The sequence below is a fragment of the Sphingomonas sp. BL-S-30 genome, assembly GCF_055521475.1.
Genome location: NZ_CM145481.1, coordinates 5,026,978 through 5,048,728, shown reverse-complemented (window position 1 = coordinate 5,048,728; position 21,751 = coordinate 5,026,978). Strand labels below are relative to the sequence as shown.

The following is a 21,751-nucleotide window of genomic DNA, read 5'->3' as shown; positions in this document are numbered from 1 at the left end:
TCCGTTATACTATTGTCAGGCGTTGGCCGGCGTAAGCCTGATCAGACGCCCGGCGGCGCCGCGTGTGCCATCCTCGATCAGCCAGATCGCCCCGTCCGGGCCCTGCTCCGCCTCGCGGATGCGGTTGCCCATCGGCCATTGATCGCCCTTCCTCGCGCTGGTGCCGTCCAGGTCGATGCGCAGCAGCGACTGGCTGGAAAGCCCCCCGATGAACGCATCACCCTTCCAGGCCGGGAACATGTCGCCCGAATAGATCATCATGCCGCCGGGCGAGATCGACGGGTTCCACCAGACCTTTGGCGCTTCGAAGCCGTCGCCCGCCGCGTGATCGGGAATATCCCGGCCGTCATAATGGCTGCCGTTCGACGCCTTGGGATAGCCGTAATTCCTGCCAGGCTGGATGAGGTTGACCTCGTCGCCGCCCTTCGGCCCCATCTCCTGCTCCCACAGATTGCCCTGCGCGTCGAACGCAATGCCGAGCAGGTTGCGGTGACCATAGGACCAGATTTCCGGTTGTGCGCCGGCCTGCCCGGCGAAGGGATTGCCGGGCGCCGGCTTGCCGTCCGGGGTGAGGCGCAGCACCTTGCCGAGCGTCATGCTCAGATCCTGCGCCGGATCGAACTTCTGGCGCTCGCCATTGGTGAAGAACAGGTGTTGGCCGTCGGGCGAGAAGGCGATGCGGCCCGAATAATGGCCATTGCCTTCAACCGCGTGGCTGGCGCGGAAAATGACCGAGACATCGGCCAATGCCGGTGCCGCGCCCTTTTCGTCGAGCCGCCCGCGCGCGAGCGCCACTGCCTTGCCGCCGTCACGTGCCTCCGAATAGCTGAAATAGACCAGGCGATCCTTCGCGAAGCCGGGCGAGAGCACCACGTCCATCAGGCCGCCCTGGCCGGCGCTGTCGACGCCGGGGATCGTCGCAAGCGTCGCGACCTGCTTCGCATCGGCGGAGACGATCAGCAGCTTGCCGGCCTTTTCGGTGACCAGCAGCCGGCCGTCGGGCAGGAAGGTCATCGCCCAGGGCGACTCGAAATCCGCCATCACGGTTTCGGTGAAGGGCTTAGCGGCCGCCGCTGCATCCTGCGCCGGCGCGGTCGACGCTGAGCATGCGGTGGCGATGACCGCGGAGAGCGCCAGGATTGCATAGGAGGAGAATCGCGTCATGCAGGCAGCCTCTCGGTTCTTGAACCAGTCGCGGGCGAGTCGCGCACGTCCGCGAGCGGCGAGTTGCCGTATAGCCTATAGGATCATATCGCAGGATCAAGGCAGTCGGGCTGTCACTTTCGCCTCGTTGCGGGGGGCCTTGCCGCGCGGGCCATCCCGCCGTATATCGCCCTCACATTCTCTACATCGTTGTTGGTGAAGAGGTCGGGGCCACACGGTCCCGGCGACGAGAAGGCATGTTTCGAACCTGATGACGGACACCACGAAGCTGGCACAACTGATCGAGCCCGAGGCGAACGCCCTGGGATTCGATCTCGTGCGCGTGAAAATGTTCGGCAACCGGGACGACCTGACCCTGCAGGTGATGGCCGAGCGGCCCGACACCCGCCAGCTGACGATCGACGATTGCGCGGAACTGTCGCGTCGCATCTCCGACCTGTTCGACGAGAAGGACCCGATCCAGGAGGCGTACCGTCTCGAGGTCAGCTCGCCGGGGATCGACCGTCCGCTGACTCGGCTCGCCGATTTCCAGGATTGGGCGGGTCATGAGGCGCGCATCCATCTCACCGCGCCGGTCGATGGCCGCAAACAGCTCACCGGCTTCTTGAAGGGCGTCGAGGACGGGCGCATCACCATCGACGTGAACAAGCATGAGCCGATGACGATCGGCTTCGATCAGGTCGCGAACGCCAAGCTGCTGCTGACCGACGCGCTGATCGCCTCCACCCGCCCGCTGTCGCTGGACGGTGTCGAGGAAGAAGAATTCGAAGACCTAGAAGAGGCGCCGGAAGGCGCCGAAAGCAACCCGGATGATATCATGAACGAAGGGCAAGACTGATGGCCACCGCCGTTTCCGCCAACAAGGCCGAGCTGATCGCGATCGCGAATGCCGTCGCCGCCGAGAAGATGATCGACAAGGGCATCGTGATCGAGGCGATGGAGGACGCTATCCAGCGCGCCGCCCGTGCCCGCTACGGCGCCGAGAACGACATTCGCGCGAAGCTCGATCCGACCTCGGGCGATCTGCGCCTGTGGCGCGTCGTCGAAGTGGTCGAAGCGGTCGACGATTATTTCAAGCAGGTGAACCTGAAAGAAGCCCAGAAGCTCCAGGCTGGCGCTGTCGTCGGCGACTATATCGTCGATCCGCTGCCCCCGATCGAGTTCGGCCGCATCGCCGCACAGGCAGCGAAGCAGGTGATCTTCCAGAAGGTTCGCGATGCCGAGCGCGAGCGGCAATATGAAGAATTCAAGGACCGCATGGGCGAGATCATCACTGGCGTGGTGAAGCGCGTCGAGTTCGGTCACGTCGTGGTCGATCTGGGCCGCGCGGAAGGCGTCATCCGCCGCGACGCGCAGATTCCACGCGAGATCGTGCGCGTCAACGACCGCATCCGTGCGCTGATCCTCAACGTGCGCCGCGAGAATCGCGGGCCGCAGATCTTCCTCAGCCGCGCGCACCCCGACTTCATGAAGAAGCTGTTCGCGCAGGAAGTTCCCGAAATCTACGACGGCATCATCGAGATCAAGGCTGCCGCCCGCGACCCGGGCAGCCGCGCCAAGATCGGCGTGATCAGCCATGACAGCTCGATCGATCCGGTCGGTGCGTGCGTCGGCATGAAGGGCAGCCGCGTGCAGGCCGTCGTGCAGGAAATGCAGGGCGAGAAGATCGACATCATCCCCTGGTCGCCCGACACCGCGACCTTCGTCGTCAACGCGCTGCAACCGGCCTCGGTCAGCCGTGTCGTGATCGACGAGGAAGAGGACCGCATCGAAGTCGTCGTGCCCGACGATCAGCTGTCGCTCGCCATCGGCCGCCGCGGCCAGAATGTCCGCCTCGCCAGCCAGCTGACCGGCAAGGCGATCGACATCCTGACCGAGGCCGACGCGTCCGAGAAGCGCCAGAAGGAATTCCTCGAGCGCACCGAGATGTTCCAGACCGAGCTCGACGTCGACGAGACGCTGGCCCAGCTGCTGGTCGCCGAAGGCTTCGGCGCGCTGGAAGAAGTCGCTTATGTCGAGGCCGACGAAATCGCCTCGATTGAGGGTTTCGACGAGGATCTCGCCGCCGAGTTGCAGAGCCGCGCGACCGAGGCGCTCGAGCGCCGCGAGGAAGCCAACCGTACGCTTCGCCGCGAGCTTGGCGTGTCGGACGATCTCGCCGCGATGCCGTACATCACCGAGGCGATGCTGGTGACGCTCGGCAAGGCGGGCATCAAGACGCTCGACGATCTCGCCGATCTCGCGACCGACGAGCTGGTGCAGAAGAAGCGCCAGGAACCGCGCCGCCGCAACGAGGACGCCCCCAAGCGCCCCGAGGACAAGGGTGGCGTGCTCGGCGAATATGGTCTGAGCGAAGAGCAGGGCAACGAGATCATCATGGCTGCCCGCGCGCACTGGTTCGAGGATGAGGAGGCACCCGCCGCCGAACCCGCGACCACGGACGAGGAAGCGTAAGCGCAGATGCCGTTCGTCAGCATCCGGATCGCGGGCACCGCGACGCACGACCAGAAAGCGGGGATCGTCGCTGACGTGACGCGTTCGCTGGTCGACCGTCTCGGCAAGCCCGCGGGCGCGGTGCAAATCGTGATCGAGGAAATCTCCACGGAGAATTACGGCGCTGGCGGTCTGCTTCTGGCCGACCGCGATGCGCCGAAGAGGGAGGACGCGCATGCGGTTCCCTCACAATGACGCGCTAGGGCTTCAGACAGGTACTGGCTCCCTTTCCTACTCCTCCCTTTCAAGGGAGGGGCAAGGGGTGGGTGAGCACCGCGCCGGGCTCGATGCCCGGCGCGGTGCTTCGCCGCGAGCGCTGAAGATTCTTTTGGGCGCGCAGACGCGCGCACCCACCCCCGTCCCCTCCCTTGCAGGGAGGGGCGAAGAACAATGACTGCCGCTGACCCCATCCGCCGCTGCATCCTGATCGGCGACCGCGCGCCGCGCGCCGCGCTGGTGCGCCTCGCGCTGTCGCCCGACGGCCATGTCCTGCCCGATGTCCGCGCCAAGGCTCCTGGCCGCGGGGCGTGGATCGGCGTGACCAGGGCCGAGCTCGAAACCGCGATGACCAAGGGCAAGCTCAAGGGCGCCCTCGCCCGCGCGTTCAAGACCGGCCCGGTGCTCATCCCCGACGACCTGCCCGCGCTGATCGAGGCCGCGCTCGAACGCGCTGCGCTCGACCGGCTCGGCCTCGAATCCCGCTCCGGCGGGCTGCTGATCGGCACCGAAAGGATCGAGACCGCCGCCCGTTCCGGCAAGCTTCACCTGCTGCTCCACGCCGCCGATGCGGGCGAGGACGGCAACCGCAAGCTCGACCAGGCCTGGCGCGTCGGAAAGGACGAGGAAGGCAGCGGGCTCAGGGGGTTGGCGCTGCCGGTATCACGCACCATATTGGCCGTGGCACTAGGACGGCAGAATGTGGTACATGTCGGCCTGACTGATCCCGATGCGGCGAAGCGGGTGGGCGAAGCGCTCCATCGCTGGCTGCATTTTATCGGCCCTGACCCGAGTACAGCGCCTTGCGAAACGGTCTCGCAGGGCGCAACGCCGTTTGAAACACAGCCGACGGATGGTGGCGCGTCCGATACGGCCGAAGATTGATCTACGAGGAATTTGAGTGAGCGATACCGACAACGAAAAGCCGAAACTGGGCATGCGCGCGCCGCTGGGGCTGAAGCGCACGGTCGAGACGGGCAAGGTGAAGCAGAGCTTCAGCCATGGCCGTTCCAACACCGTGGTCGTGGAAGTGAAGAGCCGGCGTGTCCTGCGGCGCCCCGGCGAGCCGGAAGCGCCCGTGGTCGAGGAAGCACCGGCGCCAGCGCCCGTCGCCGCCGCCCCGGTGCGCGCGCCCGAGCCGCCACGTCCGGCGCCCGTCTCGCCCGCCAATTCGCTGCTGTCGCGCCAGGAGTTGCAGACCAAGCTGCTCCGCGAGGCCGACGAGGCGCGGATGAACGCGCTCGAGGAAACCCGCCGCCGCGAAGAGCGTGATCGTCTCGAGGCAGCCGAGGAAGAGCGCCGCCGCGCCGAGGAAAATCGCCGCGCCGGCGACGCTCCGGATTCGCCCGCCGCCCCCGAGCAGCCTGCCCCTGCGCCCGCACCGGCCCCTGTCGAAGCAGCGGCACCCGAAGCGACCGCAGCGCCCGTAGCGGCAGCGGCACCTGCCGCGGCGCCTCCGGCCCCCGCGCCCGTTGCACCCGCAGCGCCGCCGCAGCCAATCACCGTTTCGCTCGATCCGAGTATGCCAGCGCCGCGCCGCTTCACGCCGGTTGCGCGCCCCGAGCGTCCGCGCCCGGCGCCTGCTCCCGTGGCGGCAGCACCCGCCGCGACGACCGCAACGCCAGCCGCCTCACCTGCCGGCGCGCCAAAGCGCCCCGGTCCGGTCAGCGCCGCGCCGAGCAATGACGGCCCTGGCCGTCCGCAGCAGCGCGACCGCAAGGGCGATGACCGCCGAACCGCCGGCAAGCTGACCGTCAACCGCGCCCTGGGCGACGGCGACGGCGCGCGTGCCCGTTCGCTCGCGGCGCTCAAGCGCGCCCGCGAGAAGGAACATCGCCGGATGGGTGGCCCGCGCGAGGCGCAGGCCAAGCAGATCCGCGACGTCGTCGTTCCCGAGGCGATCACCGTCCAGGAACTCGCCAACCGCATGGCGGAAAAGGGTGCCGACCTGGTCAAGGCGCTGTTCAAGATGGGCATGCCCGTCACGATCAACGCGACGATCGACCAGGACACCGCCGAGCTGCTGGTGACCGAATTCGGCCACAACATCACGCGCGTCAGCGATTCGGACATCGATCTCGCGAACGACACGCATGAGGAAGAGGACGGCGCCGCCGTGCCGCGCCCTCCGGTCGTGACGATCATGGGCCATGTCGATCACGGCAAGACCTCGCTGCTCGACGCGCTCCGCGGCACCGACGTGGTGAAGGGCGAAGCCGGCGGCATCACCCAGCATATCGGCGCCTATCAGGTCACCCTGAAGGACAAGTCGAAGATCACCTTCCTCGACACGCCGGGCCATGAGGCGTTCACCGAAATGCGCGCACGCGGCGCCAACGTCACGGATATCGTGGTATTGGTCGTGGCGGCGGATGACGGCCTGAAGCCCCAGACGATCGAGGCGATCAACCACACCAAGGCGGCCGGCGTGCCGATGATCGTGGCGATCAACAAGGTCGACAAGCCCGACGCCAATCCGCAAAAGGTCCGCGAGGCACTGCTGCAGTATGAAGTCGTGGTCGAGGAGATGTCGGGCGACGTCCAGGACGTCGAAGTCTCGGCGCTCAAGAAGACCGGTCTCGACGAGCTGATCGAGAAGATCCAGCTCCAGGCCGAACTGCTCGAGCTGAAGGCGAATCCGGACCGCGATGCCGAGGGCACCGTGATCGAGGCGAAGCTCGACAAGGGCCGCGGCCCGGTCGCGACCGTCCTCGTCAACCGCGGCACGCTCAAGGTCGGCGACGTGTTCGTCGTCGGCGCCGAGAGCGGCAAGGTCCGCGCGATGACCAACGACAAGGGCCAGCAGATCAAGGAAGCCGGCCCGTCCATGCCGGTCGAAGTGCTCGGCCTGTCCGGCGTGCCGCGCGCGGGCGATCAGCTGACGGTGGTCGAGAACGAGGCGCGTGCCCGCGAAGTCGCGGAATATCGCCAGAGCGTGATTACCAGCAAGCGCACGACCTCCGCGCCCGCCAGCCTGGAGAGCATGTTCTCCGCGCTGAAGGACAAGCAGGCGATCGAATATCCGCTCGTCGTCAAGGCCGATACGCAAGGCTCGGTCGAAGCGATCGTCAGCTCGATCAACAAGATCTCCACGGACGACATCAAGGCCCGGGTGCTGCACTCGGGTGTCGGCGGCATCACCGAGAGCGACGTCACCCTGGCGGGTGCGTCGGGCGCGCCGATCATCGGCTTCAACGTCCGCGCCAATGCCAAGGCACGCGAGATCGCCGAGCGTCAGAAAGTCGCGTTGAAATATTATGACGTGATCTACGACCTGATCGACGACATCCGCGCCGGCATGGCGGGCGAGCTTGGCCCCGAGGCGTTCGAAACGGTCGTCGGCCGCGCCGAAATCCGCGAGGTCTTCTCGGCGGGCAAGCATGGGCGCGCCGCCGGTCTGCTGGTGGTCGAGGGCTATATCCGCAAGGCGCTCAAGGCCCGCATCACGCGCGACGACGTCATCATCTACAATGGCGAGATCGCGTCGCTGCGGCGCTTCAAGGACGACGTGGCCGAAGTTCGTGCGGGTCTGGAGTGCGGCGTGACCTTCGCCAGTCACACCGACATCAAGCCCGGCGACTTCCTCGAAACCTATGAAGTCGAGCTGCGCGAACGGACGCTGTAAGATGCGAATGATGCAGACCGGCACGGCGCTGGCCCTCGGGCTCGCGCTGGCCGGCTGCGGCGAGCCGACGATCGAATGGCAGCGCGCGATATCGCGCGACGGCCAGTATATCGCGACCGCCGAATATGATGCGCCGGTGCTCGACCGGAAGGACACTTATGTGTTCCTGCAATCGGGCCGGCCGTTCACGCGCGAGGCGGTGTATCAGAGCCCTCAGCACGATTGCGTCGTGCTGCGCTGGACGGGGCCGCGCGCACTGACGATCAGCCATCTGTCCGGCGTGCCGACACTGCGCAAGCCGGAATGGAAACCGCGCTGGGGCGGTGAGCCGGTCAAGATCAGCTACCGCGATTTCAGCCTGATCGGGCTGGCGCTGCCCCCCGAATGTATGGTGATGAAATGAGACCCGCCGAAACCCCCGAGACACGCTCCGTCCGCCTCCTCCGCGTCGGCGAGCAGGTGCGCCATACGCTGGCCGATATCCTCGCGCGCGGCGACGTACATGACGAGACCCTGGCGAAGCATGTCGTGACCGTCACCGAGGTCCGCATGTCGCCCGACCTGCGCCACGCCACCGTCTTCATCAAGCCGTTGCTCGGCAAGGACGAGGAAGCGGTGCTGAAGGCACTGCGCACCAACACCGCCTATCTCCAGCGCGAGGTCGCGGCGCGGGTGAACACGCGCTACGCGGCCAAGCTGAAATTCATCGCCGACGAAAGCTTCGACGAGGGCAGCCATATCGACAAGCTGCTGCGCGACCCGCATGTCGCCCGAGATCTCGAGCAGGACGAGGGCGAGGCCTGATCAGATCGCCGGCCGGTCTTTGGCCTGACGGATCAGCAGCGTACAGCTGAGCCACAGGATCGCGGCCGCCGAGAGGCCGACCACGCCCATGCGCTCATTCCCGGGTAGCACGAGCGCGCCCAGGCCGAGAACGATCAGCGCGGCGCCGGTCGCATAATAAAGAGGCACCGGGATACCGCGCGCCAGGGGCAGGAAATGCAGCCCGACGATGATGGCGATCACCGGCACGACAGCATCGCGCGCGCCGATATTCTGACAAATGGTGACCGCAACGAAGATCGCCACGCCTTCAACCGCGCTCCAGATCCCGACGAGCCGCCCGACATGGCCGCCCTGCGCGGCGGGCTCGCCGGCAGCGCGACGTCCCCACACGAGCAGCGTGCCGGAAATCGCCGCGGGAATCACCAGCGCCGCCCAGGGCAGGCCTTCTCCCGCCGCGCCCACAACGAACCAGATCGCAGCAAAGATTGTGAGAACCCAGATACCGCCGCGCATCGAAAACGCTCCTGAATTAGGGGCGCCAGTCTAGCATCCGGTGCCGCACCGTCCATCGGGATCGACGGTATTCGTTGCCGTCTACATGCCCGGCGCTATATTCTGATCCATGAAGGCCCAAATTCGTCTCTCTTCTCGGGGTAGAATCACGATTCCCAAGACCAATCGAGAGGAGCTTGGCTGGGCCGCCGGCACGAAAGTGATGTGGATCCGTCACCCCGACGGCTCGATCGAAGCGCGACACGCAGGGCTTTCGGGAAGCGGTGCATGACCGACCTGCGGTGGGCCTGCTAGATGGCGAAGCTCTATTTCTACTACGCCTCGATGAATGCCGGGAAATCGACCACTCTGCTCCAGGCCGATTTCAACTATCGCGAGCGCGGCATGCGCACCCTGCTGTTCACCGCGGCGATCGATGATCGGTTCGCGGCGGGAACGGTCACCTCGCGGATCGGGCTGGGGGCGGATGCCATCGCGTTCGACCGCGACACGGATCTCGCCGCGATCGTGGTGCGTGACGGCAAGGCGCCGCCCGCCTGCGTGCTGGTCGACGAGGCACAATTCCTCACCGCGGCGCAGGTCGACCAGCTCGCCAGTCTTGCCGATTTCCACGGGGTGCCGGTGCTCGCTTACGGCCTGCGCACCGATTTCCAGGGGCAATTGTTCGAAGGGTCGGCGCGGCTGCTCGCGATCGCGGATTCGCTGATCGAGATAAAGTCGGTCTGCGCCTGCGGGCGCAAGGCAACGATGAACATGCGCGTCGATGCGGAGGGGAATGCGATCCGCGAGGGCGCGCAGACCGAGATCGGCGGCAATGACCGTTATGTCGCGATGTGCCGGCGACACTTCATCGAGCGTACAGCCGGACTGGCGTAAACAACGCCCACTCCGGGTCCCGAGTCGAGGAATCGCCATGTTCAACCGCACCCTGCTTGCCCTGCCCCTTGCGGCGCTGTGTGCCGCCGCTGCGGTTGCGCAAACCACGCCGCCCGAGACCGGCAAGCCCGCCTCAATTCCGTTCGTGCAGTTCGATGGAATCCAGGACTTCCAGCCAGACGGCGACCGCGCGATCTATCTCCAGGATCGCGGCCGCAAATGGTATCATGCGACCATTCTCGGCCCCTGCCTCGGCCTGTCCTTCGCAACCAGGATCGGGGTGAAGACCAGCGGATCGAACTCGCTCGATCGCTATGGCTCGCTGCTGGTCGATGGCCGGGAATGCCGGATCGACGAGCTGGCGATGAGCGGCCCGCCGCCGAAAAAGGCGAAGAAGCCTAAGAAGGGCTGAGGGCCACGCTGGCGCATATCCGGTCGCATCCCTAGATGCAGGCAATGGACATTCCCAACATCCTCTATTCGGCCGCGGTCTGGATCATCCCCCTGACCATCGCGATCGTGCTGCACGAGGTATCGCATGGCTGGGTCGCCAATGCGCTCGGCGATCCGACCGCGAAACGGCTCGGGCGCCTGTCGATCAACCCGGTCACGCATGTCGATCCGGTCGGCACGATCCTGCTGCCGCTGTCGCTCGCCATCGCCAACCTGCCGGTGTTCGGCTGGGCGAAGCCGGTGCCGGTGGTGGCGAGCCGGTTGCGCAATCCGCGCATCCACATGATGCTGGTCGCGCTGGCCGGTCCAGGCATGAATATCGCGCTCGCGCTACTCGGTACCGTCGCCATCGCGATCTTCATGGCATTCTGGCCGGGCGGTACGCCAACCGGTGCGAGCGCCTTTCTGTCCGAGAATCTGATCAATTTCGTGATGATCAACGTGTTCCTGGCGATCTTCAACCTGCTGCCGATCCCGCCATTCGATGGCGGTCACGTCGTGCAGGGCCTGCTGCCCCGCCCCCTCGCGGCGCAGTATGCGCGGATCGGCCGTTATGGCTTCCTGCTGCTGATCTTCCTGCTCGTCATCCTGCCGATGATCGCGCCGAACGCGAATATCGTCGGGCGCCTGATCGGCCCGCCGGCCTGGGCGGTGATCAGTTTTTTGCTCGGGTCCGCCGGCCTGTCGGTCTGATCCGGTGCATGGCTGGATCATTCTCGACAAACCGCTCGGGCTCGGCTCGACTCAGGGCGTGTCGGCGGTCAAGCGCGCGCTTCGCGCCGGCGGCTATGGCAAGCTGAAGGTCGGCCATGGCGGCACGCTCGACCCGTTGGCGACGGGGGTGCTGCCGATCGCGATCGGCGAAGCGACCAAGCTCGCCGGGCGCATGCTCGACAGCGACAAGGTTTATGACTTCACGATTCGCTTCGGGGTGCAGACTGACACGCTCGACCTGGAGGGCGCGGAGATCGCCTGGTCGGACGTACGGCCGACACTGGCGGCGCTCGAGGCAGTGCTGCCCCGCTTCACCGGCCCGATCGAACAGGTGCCGCCGGCCTATTCGGCGCTGAAGGTCGACGGGCAGCGTGCCTATGATCTGGCGCGGGCGGGCGAGGAGGTGGTGCTGGCGAGCCGGTCAGTGACGATCCACAGTCTAAGCTCCTCCGGGGAGGAGCCAAGGGAGGAAGTTGAAGAGGCCACCCTCACCGCCCATGTCTCGAAGGGCACCTATATCCGCAGCCTCGCGCGCGACATCGCGCTGGCGCTCGGCACGGTCGGGCATGTCACCATGCTCCGCCGCGTGAAGGCCGGCCCGTTCACCCTGGCGGACTCGATATCGCTGGACAAACTGGACGAACTCGGCCATGGGCGCGCCCTTGAAGACAAACTCCTGCCCTTGAGGGCGGGGCTGGACGACATCCCGGCTCTCTCCCTCACCCCCGATCAGGCAGGGCTGCTCCGACAGGGGCGGGTGTTGATCGGGATCGCCGCAGACGATGGCCTCCACTTCGCGATATCGGACGATGTTCCGGTCGCTCTGGTGGAAGTTCTGGACCGCGAGGTCCGCGTCGTTCGCGGTTTCAACCTCTAAGCGAAAGGATCACGATGTCGATCACTCAGGAGCGCAAGGAAGCGCTCGTCAAGGACCATGCCCGCGCCGAAGGCGATACGGGTTCCCCCGAAGTTCAGGTCGCGATCCTCACGGAGCGAATCCGCAACCTGACCGAGCACTTCAAGGACCACAAGAAGGACAATCATTCGCGCCGCGGGCTGCTGATGATGGTCAACAAGCGTCGGTCGCTGCTCGACTATCTCCGTCACAAGGACGGTCAGCGTTACACCGATCTCATCGCGAAGCTCGGCCTTCGCAAGTAAGAAACCGGCGCCCTCGGGCGCCGTTTTCATATTCCAGATAAACCCCGCCATGCGCGGGGCCGCCAGCTCATCGACGAGACTGGACCCCATCAAGGGGACACAGGACAGGATGCAATTCGGCTGATTGTCCAGAGGCCGTGAAAGACCTCAAACCGCGCGGGCCGGTCAAGCCCGCACATAGGCCCCGGCACGCATTTGGCGGCCGGAGTTGAAGGAAATAAAATGTTCGATACCAAAACCGTAAGCATCCAGTGGGGCGGCAAGACCCTCACGCTGGAAACGGGCCGCGTTGCCCGCCAGGCCAATGGCGCCGTCATCGCGACGCTCGGCGAAACCGTCGTGTTGTGCGCGGTCACCGCCGCACGCTCCGTCAAGGAAGGGCAGGATTTCTTCCCGCTCACCGTCCACTACCAGGAAAAATTCTCGGCTTCGGGCCGCATCCCCGGCGGCTTCTTCAAGCGTGAGCGCGGCGCCACCGAAAAGGAGACGCTGACCAGCCGCCTGATCGATCGCCCGATCCGTCCGCTGTTCCCGGAAGGCTTTTACAACGAGATCAACGTCATCGCCCAGGTGCTGAGCTATGACGGCGAGAACGAGCCGGACATCCTCGCGATGGTCGCCGCCTCGGCCGCCCTCACCATCTCCGGCGTGCCCTTCATGGGCCCGATCGGCGCGGCCCGCGTCGGTTATGTCGATGGCGAGTATATCCTGAACCCGACCCTCGAGCAGACCAAGGAAGGCGATCTCGACCTGGTCGTCGCCGCCACCGGCGGCGCCGTGATGATGGTCGAATCCGAAGCCAAGGAGCTGTCGGAAGACGTGATGCTCGGTGCGGTGCAGTTCGCCCACAAGGCGTGCCGCGAAGCCGTCAACGCGATCATCGATCTCGCCGAGCAGGCCGCCAAGGAGCCTTGGGAGATGGCCGAGCAGGCCGACCTGACGGCCGCCAAGGACAAGCTGAAGAAGCTGATCGGCAAGGACATCGCCGCCGCCTACAAGGTGACCGACAAGTCCAAGCGTTCGGACCTGCTGAACGAGGCCCGCGCCAAGGGCAAGGCGGCGTTCGCCGACGCGGCCCCGCAGGACCAGATGGCCGCCGGCAAGCTGATGAAGAAGCTGGAAGCCGAGATCGTCCGCGGCGCCATCCTCAAGGACGGCCAGCGCATCGACGGCCGCACCACCACCCAGATCCGTCCGATCGAGGCGATGGTGCACTTCCTCCCGCGCACGCACGGCTCGGCCCTGTTCACGCGCGGCGAGACTCAGTCGATCTGCACCACCACGCTCGGCACGCGCGACGCCGAGCAGATGATCGACGGCCTGACCGGCCTGTCCTACGAGCATTTCATGCTGCACTATAACTTCCCGCCCTATTCGGTCGGTGAAGTCGGCCGCTTCGGCGCGCCGGGCCGCCGCGAAGTCGGCCATGGCAAGCTCGCCTGGCGCGCGCTGCATCCGGTGCTGCCGTCGAAGGAAGAATTCCCGTACACGATCCGCGTCCTCTCCGACATCACCGAGTCGAACGGCTCGTCGTCGATGGCGACGGTGTGCGGCGGTTCGCTGTCGATGATGGACGCAGGCGTGCCGCTGAAGCGCCCTGTCTCGGGCATCGCGATGGGCCTGATCCTGGAAGGCAAGGACTTCGCGGTCCTGTCCGACATCCTGGGCGACGAGGATCACCTCGGCGACATGGATTTCAAGGTGGCTGGCACGTCCGAGGGCATCACCACGATGCAGATGGACATCAAGATCGCCGGCATCACCGAAGAGATCATGCGCGTCGCGCTGAACCAGGCCAAGGAAGGCCGCGCGCATATCCTGGGCGAAATGGCCAAGGCGCTCGACCATACCCGTGAGGAACTGTCGGCGCACGCACCGCGCATCGAGACGATCACGATCGACAAGTCGAAGATCCGTGACGTCATCGGCACCGGCGGCAAGGTGATCCGCGAGATCGTCGCCACCACCGGCGCGAAGGTCGACATCGACGATGAGGGCGTGATCAAGGTCAGCTCGTCGGATTCGGCGCAGATCGACGCCGCGATCGCCTGGATCAAGGGCATCGTCGAGGAAGCCGAGGTCGGCAAGATCTATGACGGCAAGGTCGTCAACCTGGTCGATTTCGGTGCGTTCGTGAACTTCATGGGCGGCAAGGACGGTCTCGTCCACGTCTCGGAAATCAAGAACGAGCGCGTCGAGAAGGTTGCCGACGTTCTCAGCGAAGGCCAGGCCGTGAAGGTCAAGGTTCTCGAGATCGATCCGCGCGGCAAGGTCCGCCTGTCGATGCGCGTCGTCGATCAGGAGACCGGTGCCGAGCTGGAAGACACCCGTCCCGCCCGCGAGCCCCGCGAAGGCGGTGATCGCGGCGATCGTGGCCCCCGCGGCCCGCGCCGTGATGGCGACGGCGGTCGTGGCCCGCGTGGCGATGGCGGCGGTCGTGGCGATCGTGGCCCGCGCCGCGATGGTGACGGCGGCCGTGGTCCCCGTCGCGATGGCGGCGGTGCCCGGGACGAGGGCCGCGGCCCGCGCCGCGAGCGCAGCGAAGGCGGCAATGATGACGGCCCCGCGCCGGAGTTCGCACCCGCCTTTCTGACCGGCGACCGCGACTAAGCGATCCCGGTTCCGCAAGGACAAATGAAGAGGGGCCCGGGAAACCGGGCCTTTTTTTCTTTGATGAAGGATGGCGCCAGCCCACCCACAACCGTCACCCCGGACTCGTTCCGGGGTCCATCGTTCCGCAAGCGCACCCTATTCGACGCAATGCTGCGCCCGGCCGCAGAACGGATGCCGGAACAAGTCGGCATGACGGTGTGGCTTAAACCATCACCATCGCCCGCACCGGCCTCGGCCGCCGGTCCTGCCCCACGGCCACGAACGCGAACGCCGCCTCGGTCACCTTGTTCGCCTCTTCCGAATGCCGGTCGCGAGCCCAGGCTTCGACCCGGACCCGCATCGACGTCCGCCCGACCTTGATCAGCCGGGCGAACACCGACACCTCGTCGCCGACGAAGACCGGGCGGTGGAAGGCCATGCCCTCCACCGCGATCGTCACTGCCCGGCCGCCCGCGTGACGCGAGGCGACCGAGGAAGCGGCGAGGTCCATCTGGCTCATCAGCCAGCCGCCGAAGATATCGCCATAGACATTGGCGTCGGCCGGCACCGCCGTCACGCGCACGGCGGGCTGCTCGTCCGGCATCGTTTCGAGCGGGGTCTCAGGCCGCGTCATAGGCACCCCGCACGCGCATGCGCTGCGCCGCCGCGACCATCGCGATCAGCGCCGGGCGAACTTCCTCCCATTTGCGCGTCTTGAGCCCGCAATCGGGGTTCACCCATAGCTGCTCGGCCGGCAGGCGCTTGCCCGCGAGCGTCAGCAGCCCCGTCATCTCCGCTTCGGCGGGGATGCGCGGTGCATGGATGTCGTACACCCCCGGCCCGATCTCGTTGGGATAGGCATAATCGGCAAAGGCATCGAGCAGCTCCATCTGCGACCGGGCGGTCTCGATCGAGATGACGTCGGCGTCCATCGCGCCGATCGAGGGCAGGATGTCGTTGAACTCCGAATAGCACATATGGGTGTGGATCTGGGTGTCGTCGCGCACGCCCGACGCGGTCAGGCGGAAGCATTCGACCGCCCAGTCGAGATAGGCCTGCCAGTCGGCGCGGCGCAGCGGCAGCCCTTCGCGCAGGGCCGCCTCGTCGATCTGGATCACCGCCGCGCCAGCCGCCTCCAGGTCGATCACCTCGTCGCGGATCGCCAGCGCGATCTCGCGGCAGCTCTGCGAGCGTGGCTGGTCGTCGCGCACGAACGACCAGTTGAGGATCGTGACCGGCCCGGTCAGCATGCCCTTCATCGGCTTGCTCGTCAGCGACTGGGCATAACGCCACCACTCGACCGTCATCGGCTTCGGCCGCGCGACATCGCCGTACAAGATCGGCGGCCGCACGCAGCGCGAGCCATAGCTCTGCACCCAGGCGCTGCGGGTGAAGGCGAAGCCGGATAGCTGCTCGCCGAAATACTGCACCATATCGTTGCGCTCGAACTCGCCATGCACCAGCACGTCGAGGCCGATCTTTTCCTGCCACTCGACCGTCGTGGCGGTCTCGACGCGCAGGAACTGCTCATAGGCCAGGTCGTCGATCTCGCCCTTGATGTGCGCGGCACGCGCCTTGCGCACTTCCGGCGTCTGCGGGAAGGACCCGATCGTCGTGGTCGGGAAGCTCGGCAGGCCCAGCCGCCCCTGTTGCGCCACGCGGCGATCCGCGAAGGGCGACGTCCGCCTGGTCATGTCGAGATCGACCGCCGCCAGCCGCGCCGCGACGGCGGGATTGTGGATCAGCGGCGACGTCTTGCGCGACTCGACCGCCGCCCGGGCCAGCGCCAGCGGCGCGGCAACCGTCTCGGCGCCCTGGTTCAGCGCCTGTGCCAGCACTGACAATTCGCCGATCTTCTGCACGGCAAAGGCAAGCCACTGCTTCACCTCAGAGTCGAGCGCGGTCTCGATCGTGAGATCGACCGGCACGTGCAGCAGCGAGCAGGACGGCGCGAGCACCAGGTTGCGCTCGGCCGCGACGGGCGCAATCCGCGCGATCAGCGCATCGAGATCGGCCCGCCAGACGTTCCGCCCGTCGATCACGCCGAGCGACAGCAGCAGGTCGGGCCGGGCACGCTGCCACACCGGCTCGAGCTGCTCCGGCGCACGGACCAGATCGATATGCAGCCCGTGCACCGGCAGGTCGGTCGCCAGTTCCAGATTGTCGCCGAGCGCGCCGAAATAGGTCGCGAGCATCACCTTCGGCCCGTTCACTGACAGGCGCCTGTACGCTTGCTTCAGCGCCGCGCGCTGATCGTCGTCGAGGTCGAGCACCAGGCAGGGTTCGTCGATCTGGACCCAGTCGGCACCCGCCTGTGCAAGCTGCGCCAGCACTTCCTCATAGACCGGCAGCACTGCCTCGAGCAGCGACAGCGGGGCGACGTCCTTGCCCTTGGCCAGCGTCAGCCAGGTCACCGGCCCGAGCAGCACCGGCCGCGTATGGTATCCGAGTGCCTTGGCCTCGAGAAATTCGTCGACTGCCTTGCTCGTCGACAGCGCGAATTGCTGTCCTGCGCTCAGTTCCGGCACCATGTAATGATAGTTGGTGTCGAACCATTTGGTCATTTCCTGCGCGGTGCTGTCCAGCCCATGCGCGCAGCCTTCATGCCTCTTCGCGCTCTGCGTCCCACGCGCCATGGCGAAATAAGTGTCGAGGCCGACCTTGCCGCCGTTCCAGCCATAGCGCGCCGGCACCGCGCCGAGCATCGCGGAGGTATCGAGCACATGGTCGTAGAGCGAGAAGTCGCCGCTGGGGATGATGTCGGCGCCCAACGCCCTTTGCCGCGCCCAGGCAGCGGCGCGCAAGCCCTGTGCCGCGAGCGACAGAGCGTCGGCATCCGATTTGCCCGACCAGAAGCTTTCGAGCGCGAACTTCAGCTCGCGGCGCGGGCCGATACGGGGGAAACCGAGGGTTGCGACTGAGATGGTCATCGTCTTGGCCTTGCGTTGGGCAAGGTGAAGGCCGGACGCACGGCAACGGGCACACGCCCTAATGACAAGCCGGGGCGCGGTGTTGCACGCGGCCTGACCGGGCACCCCGCCGGAGGACGTTATCTGACGAGGCAGGTCTCCTGGCTCGCGGGTCAATGCGACGATCCGGCCTTCCCGGTCCCTTGTCCGGACCAGTGACGCAAAATGGACCGCCGCTCACCGCTCACAGTTGCGGGGGCAGCGCCGGAATAAGCCCAAGGGCCGCACCGGCTTCCCGTCTTAGCTCCGACCGGGCAACCGGGCGAAGAACCTCGACCATCACAGGATAGAGGTTACGACGGGCGCGTCAAGCATCATATAAAGAATTCTTTATATGATGCTTTCAATACCGAACGGCACATGGACGCGACCATGACGAGCCTCCATAAGCCCCGCAACGTCAGCCGGAGCCAGAACCCATGTCCTTCTCCCTTTACGATGCCGTCGTACCGTCCAACCTCCAGATCCTGGGCGCGGTCGATGCGCTGGTCGACAAGGCGGCGGCATTCTGCGCCGAACAGGGCAGGACGGAAGCGGAGCTGATCGACACCCGCCTCGCACCGGACATGCTGCCCTTCGGCTATCAGGTGAAATCCTGCGCCGCCCATTCGGTCGGCGGAATCGAGGGGGTCCGGGCCGGCAGCTTCTCGCCCGACCGATCGGCCTGGCCGACCGACTTTGCCGGCCTGCACGGCATCCTGCAGACGGCGGTCACCAGCCTGAAAGCGCTCGATCGCGACGCGTTCGACGCCCTGGCGGACTGCGATACGCAGTTCGCCTTCGGGGAAACCATCATGCCCTTCACGGGCGCGAACTTCCTGCTCTCCTTCTCGCAGCCGAACTTCTATTTCCACGCGACAACGGCCTATGCGATCCTGCGCGCGCAAGGCGTGAAGCTGGGCAAACGCGATTTCATGGGAACGCCGCGTATCAAGCGGTAGGGCGTGACGAAGGTCTGGCCCGACCTCGTCGTTATCGGCGTCTCGCGCTTTATGCGTCGAGGTGGCGCAGATCACCGCCGCGCGTCTCGCGCCCGAACCAGGCGACCAGGCCAAGCGCGACCACCGCCGGCGCCATGATGATGACCGCCGCCAGTCCCATGGACGGGATCAGCGCGGCGATGCTCAGTCCTTGCGCAAACAGCCCGCCGGCCTTGGTGCAGGCGGCGACCCATCCGGTCGCCCGGCCGCGCACACGTAACGGGAAGCTTTCGGCGGTATAGGGCAGCAGGATGGCGAGGATGCCGTTCGAGCCGACGATCAGCAGCGCGACCGGCAGCACCGGGCTGCCCGTTCCCGCCAGCTCCAGCCTGAGCACGCCGAGCAAGCCGGCAAGCGTCACGCCGATCATGGTGACGAGCAACCATTTGGTGCTCCAGCGGCTGTACATGAGCGCCGCCAGAAACACGGTCGGAAAAGCAATCAGCGAGCTTTCCGCCAGCAGCCGGCTCGACACCGCGACTGAATAGCCCTTGGCGACGAGATCGGCCGGCAGCCACAGCAACAGGCCGAAATTGATCAGGCCCCAGGTCAGTGCGGCCACGGTCAGCGCGGTGAGCTTGCCGATCATCCGCCTGCCCGTCAGCGGCCCGTGGTTGACCCCGGTCGTCGTTGGCGGGGGCCCGCGCCGCACAGTTGCCCCGAAGCGCCGCATCACTGCTTCCGCTTCCACCTTGCGCCCCCGGGCGAGGAGGAACTTGGCCGATTCAGGGATGAGCGCGCCCAGCAGAATGAGGCTGAGCCCGGTCGGCAGGTTTGCCAGCCACAATATGCGCCAGCCGAAGATCGGCTGCAGCACCGCCGAGAGCCCGCTCGCCGCGAAATAGCCGCCGACCGCGCCGAGCCCGCCGACCAGCACCAGGCTCCAGCCGCGATGCCGGTTGGGCATCATCTCCGCGAGCAACGCGTATGTCACCGGCAACATGCCGCCCGCCGCCGCGCCCATCATGAAACACATGCCGATATTCCAGGCGAGCGACGGCATCGCGCCGCAGATCGAGGTGCCGACGAACATCACCGCCGAGAGCAGGATCGAGGCCTTGCGCCCATAGATATCGGCGATCACGCCCCACACGACCGACCCGACCACGGTGCCCATCAGCGCGAAGAACGGCACCAGCGACACGGTCGATCGCGGCACATGATATTCGCCGATCATGCCGGGCACGGTGAAGCCGAGCGAGGCCGGCTTCATCACATCGATGATCAGCGCGACGACCAGCACGATCATCAGCCGCCAATGCGCCCAGCCGAGCGCGGCATCCTCGGGCGCGGCGATGGTGATGTCCTCGGCCGCCGCGCGCTGTGCCGCGAGATTGCGCGGCAGCAGGCCATAGGCCGCGACGATCACGCCCCCGACGATCAGGAACATGCCGAAGATCATGCCCGAATCCATCGGCATGCCGGCGAGGTGATAGCCCATGTCCTTCGCCATCAGGAACATCGGGATGTGGAGCACTACCCCCGCCGTGACGGCCGCGCAGCCGAGAATGAACGCCCACAAGGCCTGGCGATCGGACAGACTGTTCATACGTGTTGCCATGCGACATCCCCACTTCGCCGCTTGTCGTCGCGGCGCCCCGGGCAATCGATACCGCTATCATCGCGGGCTGGCCATGCCCGACACGACGGGCGTCAGCCCTCGTCGCGCACGCGCTCGTGATGACGGATTACTTCGTCGATGATGAAGCGCAGGAATTTCTCGGAGAAATCGGGATCGAGATCGGCCTGTTTGGCCAGCCCGCGCAGCCGCGTGATCTGCGCATCCTCGCGGCTCGGGTCCGCAGGCGGGAGCCCGGCGGTCGCCTTGTAGCGGCCGACCGCCTGAGTCACCTTGAACCGCTCGGCAAGCAGGAAGACCAGAGCCGCGTCGATATTGTCGATGCTCTGGCGATAGCCGCTGAGCGTTTCGTCGGTCACCTTGCCGTCCTCACCAGTTCGCCCGGCCTTTTGCGGACGTCGCGCACGACGCGCAACCCCGAAAGGCGGGCGTTAACCCCGCAAAGGCTTGCCTTTACCCGGTCATACGGCCACATCGCACGCACCATGAGCGCCACGATCCACCGCCTCGATGCCCAGCGCCAGCCGTCGCTAGAACCGATGGTGCAGCTTGTCGCCGGCGATCTCAATCTCGTCAACGCGGTGATCCTGTCGCGGATGCAGTCCGAGATCCCGTTGATTCCGGAGCTGGCCGGGCATCTCATCGCCGGCGGCGGCAAGCGTATGCGCCCGATGCTGACGCTCGCGAGCGCGCGCCTGCTGGGCTATACCGGCGCGCGGCACCACCGCCTCGCCGCGGCGGTCGAGTTCATCCACACCGCCACCTTGCTGCACGACGATGTGGTCGACGGGTCCGATCTGCGCCGCGGCAAGCGCACCGCCAATCTGATCTGGGGCAATCCGGCGAGCGTCTTGGTCGGCGACTTCCTGTTCAGCCGCTCGTTCGAGCTGATGGTCGAGGACGGCAGCCTCAAGGTGCTGAAGATTCTGTCGGGCGCCAGCGCGATCATCGCCGAGGGCGAAGTCAATCAGCTCACCGCCGCGCGCCGCATCGATATCGGCGAGGAGCGCTATCTCGACATCATCGGCGCGAAGACCGCCGCCCTGTTCGCCGCCGCCTGCCGCATCGCGGCCGTGGTGGCCGAACGGCCCGAGGCCGAGGAAATGGCGCTGGACGCTTATGGCCGCAATCTCGGCATCGCCTTCCAGCTGGTCGACGACGCGATCGACTATGTCTCGGACGCGGGCACGATGGGCAAGGACGCCGGCGACGATTTCCGCGAGGGCAAATCCACCTTGCCCGTCATCCTCGCTTATGCGCGCGGCAGCGCCGAGGACCGCATATTCTGGAAAGCGGCGATCGAGGGGCATCGCTCCAGCGACGAGGATTTCGCGCACGCCGTCTCGCTGATCCGCTCGACGCGCGCGGTCGACGACACGCTCGCCCGGGCGCGCCACTATGGCCAGCGCGCGATCGACGCGATCGGCGGCTTCGCGCCGAGCCAGGCCAAGGCGGCGATGGTCGAAGCGGTCGAATTCGCGGTGGCGCGGGCCTACTGAGACGGCGGATTGCCCACACGCCGTTCGTGTCGAGAGAGACCGGGCTTGTCGAGGGCTCGTATCGAGACGTGGTTGGAGCGCGTGACGCCTGTCCCTCGATACGCCATCTCGACAAGCTGGATGGCACTCGG

General features: G+C 66.3%; 22 protein-coding genes and 1 riboswitch. Of the genes, 16 read left to right on the top strand and 6 right to left on the bottom strand.

Features of this window, described 5'->3' with window-relative positions:
- Positions 1–15: 15 nt before the first annotated feature.
- Positions 16–1,164: a PQQ-dependent sugar dehydrogenase gene (locus tag ACZ1I5_RS23715; protein WP_465171678.1), complete on the bottom strand. Its 1,149-nt coding sequence runs from the start codon at positions 1,162–1,164 to the stop codon at positions 16–18.
- Between the two features lie 250 nt (positions 1,165–1,414).
- Here ACZ1I5_RS23715 and rimP point away from each other — a divergent pair, with 250 nt between their 5' ends.
- From rimP to rbfA, 7 genes are all read left to right on the top strand, one after another.
- A complete protein-coding gene (gene rimP, locus ACZ1I5_RS23710) occupies positions 1,415–2,002 on the top strand; it encodes a ribosome maturation protein RimP (protein ID WP_465171677.1) in 588 nt (195 codons plus the stop codon).
- Entirely contained in the window at positions 2,002–3,618 is a 1,617-nt protein-coding gene (gene nusA / locus ACZ1I5_RS23705; protein ID WP_465171676.1) for a transcription termination factor NusA, read from the top strand. Before rimP ends, nusA begins: the two co-directional genes overlap by 1 nt.
- A 6-nt stretch (positions 3,619–3,624) precedes the next feature.
- On the top strand, positions 3,625–3,852 hold the full coding sequence (locus ACZ1I5_RS23700; RefSeq protein WP_465171675.1) for a tautomerase family protein: 228 nt from the start codon (positions 3,625–3,627) through the stop codon (positions 3,850–3,852).
- Between the two features lie 195 nt (positions 3,853–4,047).
- Positions 4,048–4,758, top strand: coding sequence for a DUF448 domain-containing protein (locus tag ACZ1I5_RS23695; protein ID WP_465171674.1), 711 nt, complete (start codon positions 4,048–4,050; stop codon positions 4,756–4,758).
- Positions 4,759–4,774: 16 nt separating this feature from the next.
- Positions 4,775–7,498: a translation initiation factor IF-2 gene (infB, locus tag ACZ1I5_RS23690; protein ID WP_465171673.1), complete on the top strand. Its 2,724-nt coding sequence runs from the start codon at positions 4,775–4,777 to the stop codon at positions 7,496–7,498.
- A 1-nt stretch (position 7,499) separates the two neighbouring features.
- Positions 7,500–7,901, top strand: a complete 402-nt coding sequence (locus tag ACZ1I5_RS23685; RefSeq protein WP_465171672.1) for a hypothetical protein — start codon at positions 7,500–7,502, stop codon at positions 7,899–7,901.
- Positions 7,898–8,302, top strand: coding sequence for a 30S ribosome-binding factor RbfA (gene rbfA, locus ACZ1I5_RS23680; RefSeq protein WP_465171671.1), 405 nt, complete (start codon positions 7,898–7,900; stop codon positions 8,300–8,302). Before ACZ1I5_RS23685 ends, rbfA begins: the two co-directional genes overlap by 4 nt.
- Here the strand turns inward: rbfA and ACZ1I5_RS23675 are convergent, their stop codons facing one another.
- The gene (locus ACZ1I5_RS23675) at positions 8,303–8,797 is read right to left on the bottom strand and encodes a DUF7010 family protein (protein ID WP_465171670.1); all 495 of its coding nucleotides are present in this window, start codon (positions 8,795–8,797) and stop codon (positions 8,303–8,305) included.
- A gap of 109 nt (positions 8,798–8,906) precedes the next feature.
- Between ACZ1I5_RS23675 and ACZ1I5_RS23670 the strand changes: the two genes are divergently transcribed.
- From ACZ1I5_RS23670 to pnp, 7 genes are all read left to right on the top strand, one after another.
- Positions 8,907–9,068 (top strand): AbrB/MazE/SpoVT family DNA-binding domain-containing protein, encoded by a 162-nt coding sequence (locus tag ACZ1I5_RS23670; protein ID WP_465171669.1) that lies wholly within the window; start codon positions 8,907–8,909, stop codon positions 9,066–9,068.
- A 23-nt stretch (positions 9,069–9,091) separates the two neighbouring features.
- Positions 9,092–9,673 (top strand): thymidine kinase, encoded by a 582-nt coding sequence (locus ACZ1I5_RS23665; RefSeq protein ID WP_465171668.1) that lies wholly within the window; start codon positions 9,092–9,094, stop codon positions 9,671–9,673.
- Between the two features lie 37 nt (positions 9,674–9,710).
- Entirely contained in the window at positions 9,711–10,085 is a 375-nt protein-coding gene (locus tag ACZ1I5_RS23660; protein WP_465171667.1) for a DUF6491 family protein, read from the top strand.
- 44 nt (positions 10,086–10,129) lie between these two features.
- Positions 10,130–10,819 (top strand): site-2 protease family protein, encoded by a 690-nt coding sequence (locus ACZ1I5_RS23655; RefSeq protein ID WP_465171666.1) that lies wholly within the window; start codon positions 10,130–10,132, stop codon positions 10,817–10,819.
- A gap of 4 nt (positions 10,820–10,823) precedes the next feature.
- Positions 10,824–11,717 carry a tRNA pseudouridine(55) synthase TruB gene (gene truB, locus ACZ1I5_RS23650; protein ID WP_465171665.1) on the top strand — a complete coding sequence of 298 codons (894 nt, stop codon included), beginning with the start codon at positions 10,824–10,826 and terminating at the stop codon, positions 11,715–11,717.
- Between the two features lie 14 nt (positions 11,718–11,731).
- Positions 11,732–12,001, top strand: coding sequence for a 30S ribosomal protein S15 (gene rpsO, locus ACZ1I5_RS23645; RefSeq protein WP_465171664.1), 270 nt, complete (start codon positions 11,732–11,734; stop codon positions 11,999–12,001).
- Positions 12,002–12,223: 222 nt separating this feature from the next.
- Positions 12,224–14,611: a polyribonucleotide nucleotidyltransferase gene (gene pnp / locus ACZ1I5_RS23640; RefSeq protein ID WP_465171663.1), complete on the top strand. Its 2,388-nt coding sequence runs from the start codon at positions 12,224–12,226 to the stop codon at positions 14,609–14,611.
- Positions 14,612–14,816: 205 nt separating this feature from the next.
- Here the strand turns inward: pnp and ACZ1I5_RS23635 are convergent, their stop codons facing one another.
- Both ACZ1I5_RS23635 and metE read right to left on the bottom strand, forming a co-directional pair.
- Complete coding sequence (locus tag ACZ1I5_RS23635) at positions 14,817–15,227, bottom strand: acyl-CoA thioesterase (protein WP_465171662.1); 411 nt, start codon at positions 15,225–15,227, stop codon at positions 14,817–14,819.
- Entirely contained in the window at positions 15,214–17,523 is a 2,310-nt protein-coding gene (gene metE / locus ACZ1I5_RS23630; RefSeq protein ID WP_465171661.1) for a 5-methyltetrahydropteroyltriglutamate--homocysteine S-methyltransferase, read from the bottom strand. Before metE ends, ACZ1I5_RS23635 begins: the two co-directional genes overlap by 14 nt.
- 113 nt (positions 17,524–17,636) lie before the next feature.
- A riboswitch (cobalamin riboswitch) is annotated at positions 17,637–17,852 on the bottom strand.
- Positions 17,853–17,981: 129 nt separating this feature from the next.
- Here metE and ACZ1I5_RS23625 point away from each other — a divergent pair.
- Positions 17,982–18,503: a DUF1993 domain-containing protein gene (locus tag ACZ1I5_RS23625; protein ID WP_465171660.1), complete on the top strand. Its 522-nt coding sequence runs from the start codon at positions 17,982–17,984 to the stop codon at positions 18,501–18,503.
- Between the two features lie 49 nt (positions 18,504–18,552).
- On the opposite strand, the gene ACZ1I5_RS23620 is transcribed toward ACZ1I5_RS23625, so the two are convergent.
- Positions 18,553–20,103 carry an MFS transporter gene (locus ACZ1I5_RS23620; RefSeq protein ID WP_465171659.1) on the bottom strand — a complete coding sequence of 517 codons (1,551 nt, stop codon included), beginning with the start codon at positions 20,101–20,103 and terminating at the stop codon, positions 18,553–18,555.
- Positions 20,104–20,195: 92 nt separating this feature from the next.
- Positions 20,196–20,480 (bottom strand): chorismate mutase, encoded by a 285-nt coding sequence (locus ACZ1I5_RS23615; RefSeq protein WP_465171658.1) that lies wholly within the window; start codon positions 20,478–20,480, stop codon positions 20,196–20,198.
- A gap of 126 nt (positions 20,481–20,606) precedes the next feature.
- Between ACZ1I5_RS23615 and ACZ1I5_RS23610 the strand changes: the two genes are divergently transcribed.
- On the top strand, positions 20,607–21,620 hold the full coding sequence (locus tag ACZ1I5_RS23610; RefSeq protein ID WP_465171657.1) for a polyprenyl synthetase family protein: 1,014 nt from the start codon (positions 20,607–20,609) through the stop codon (positions 21,618–21,620).
- The last annotated feature ends 131 nt before the right edge of the window (positions 21,621–21,751 follow it).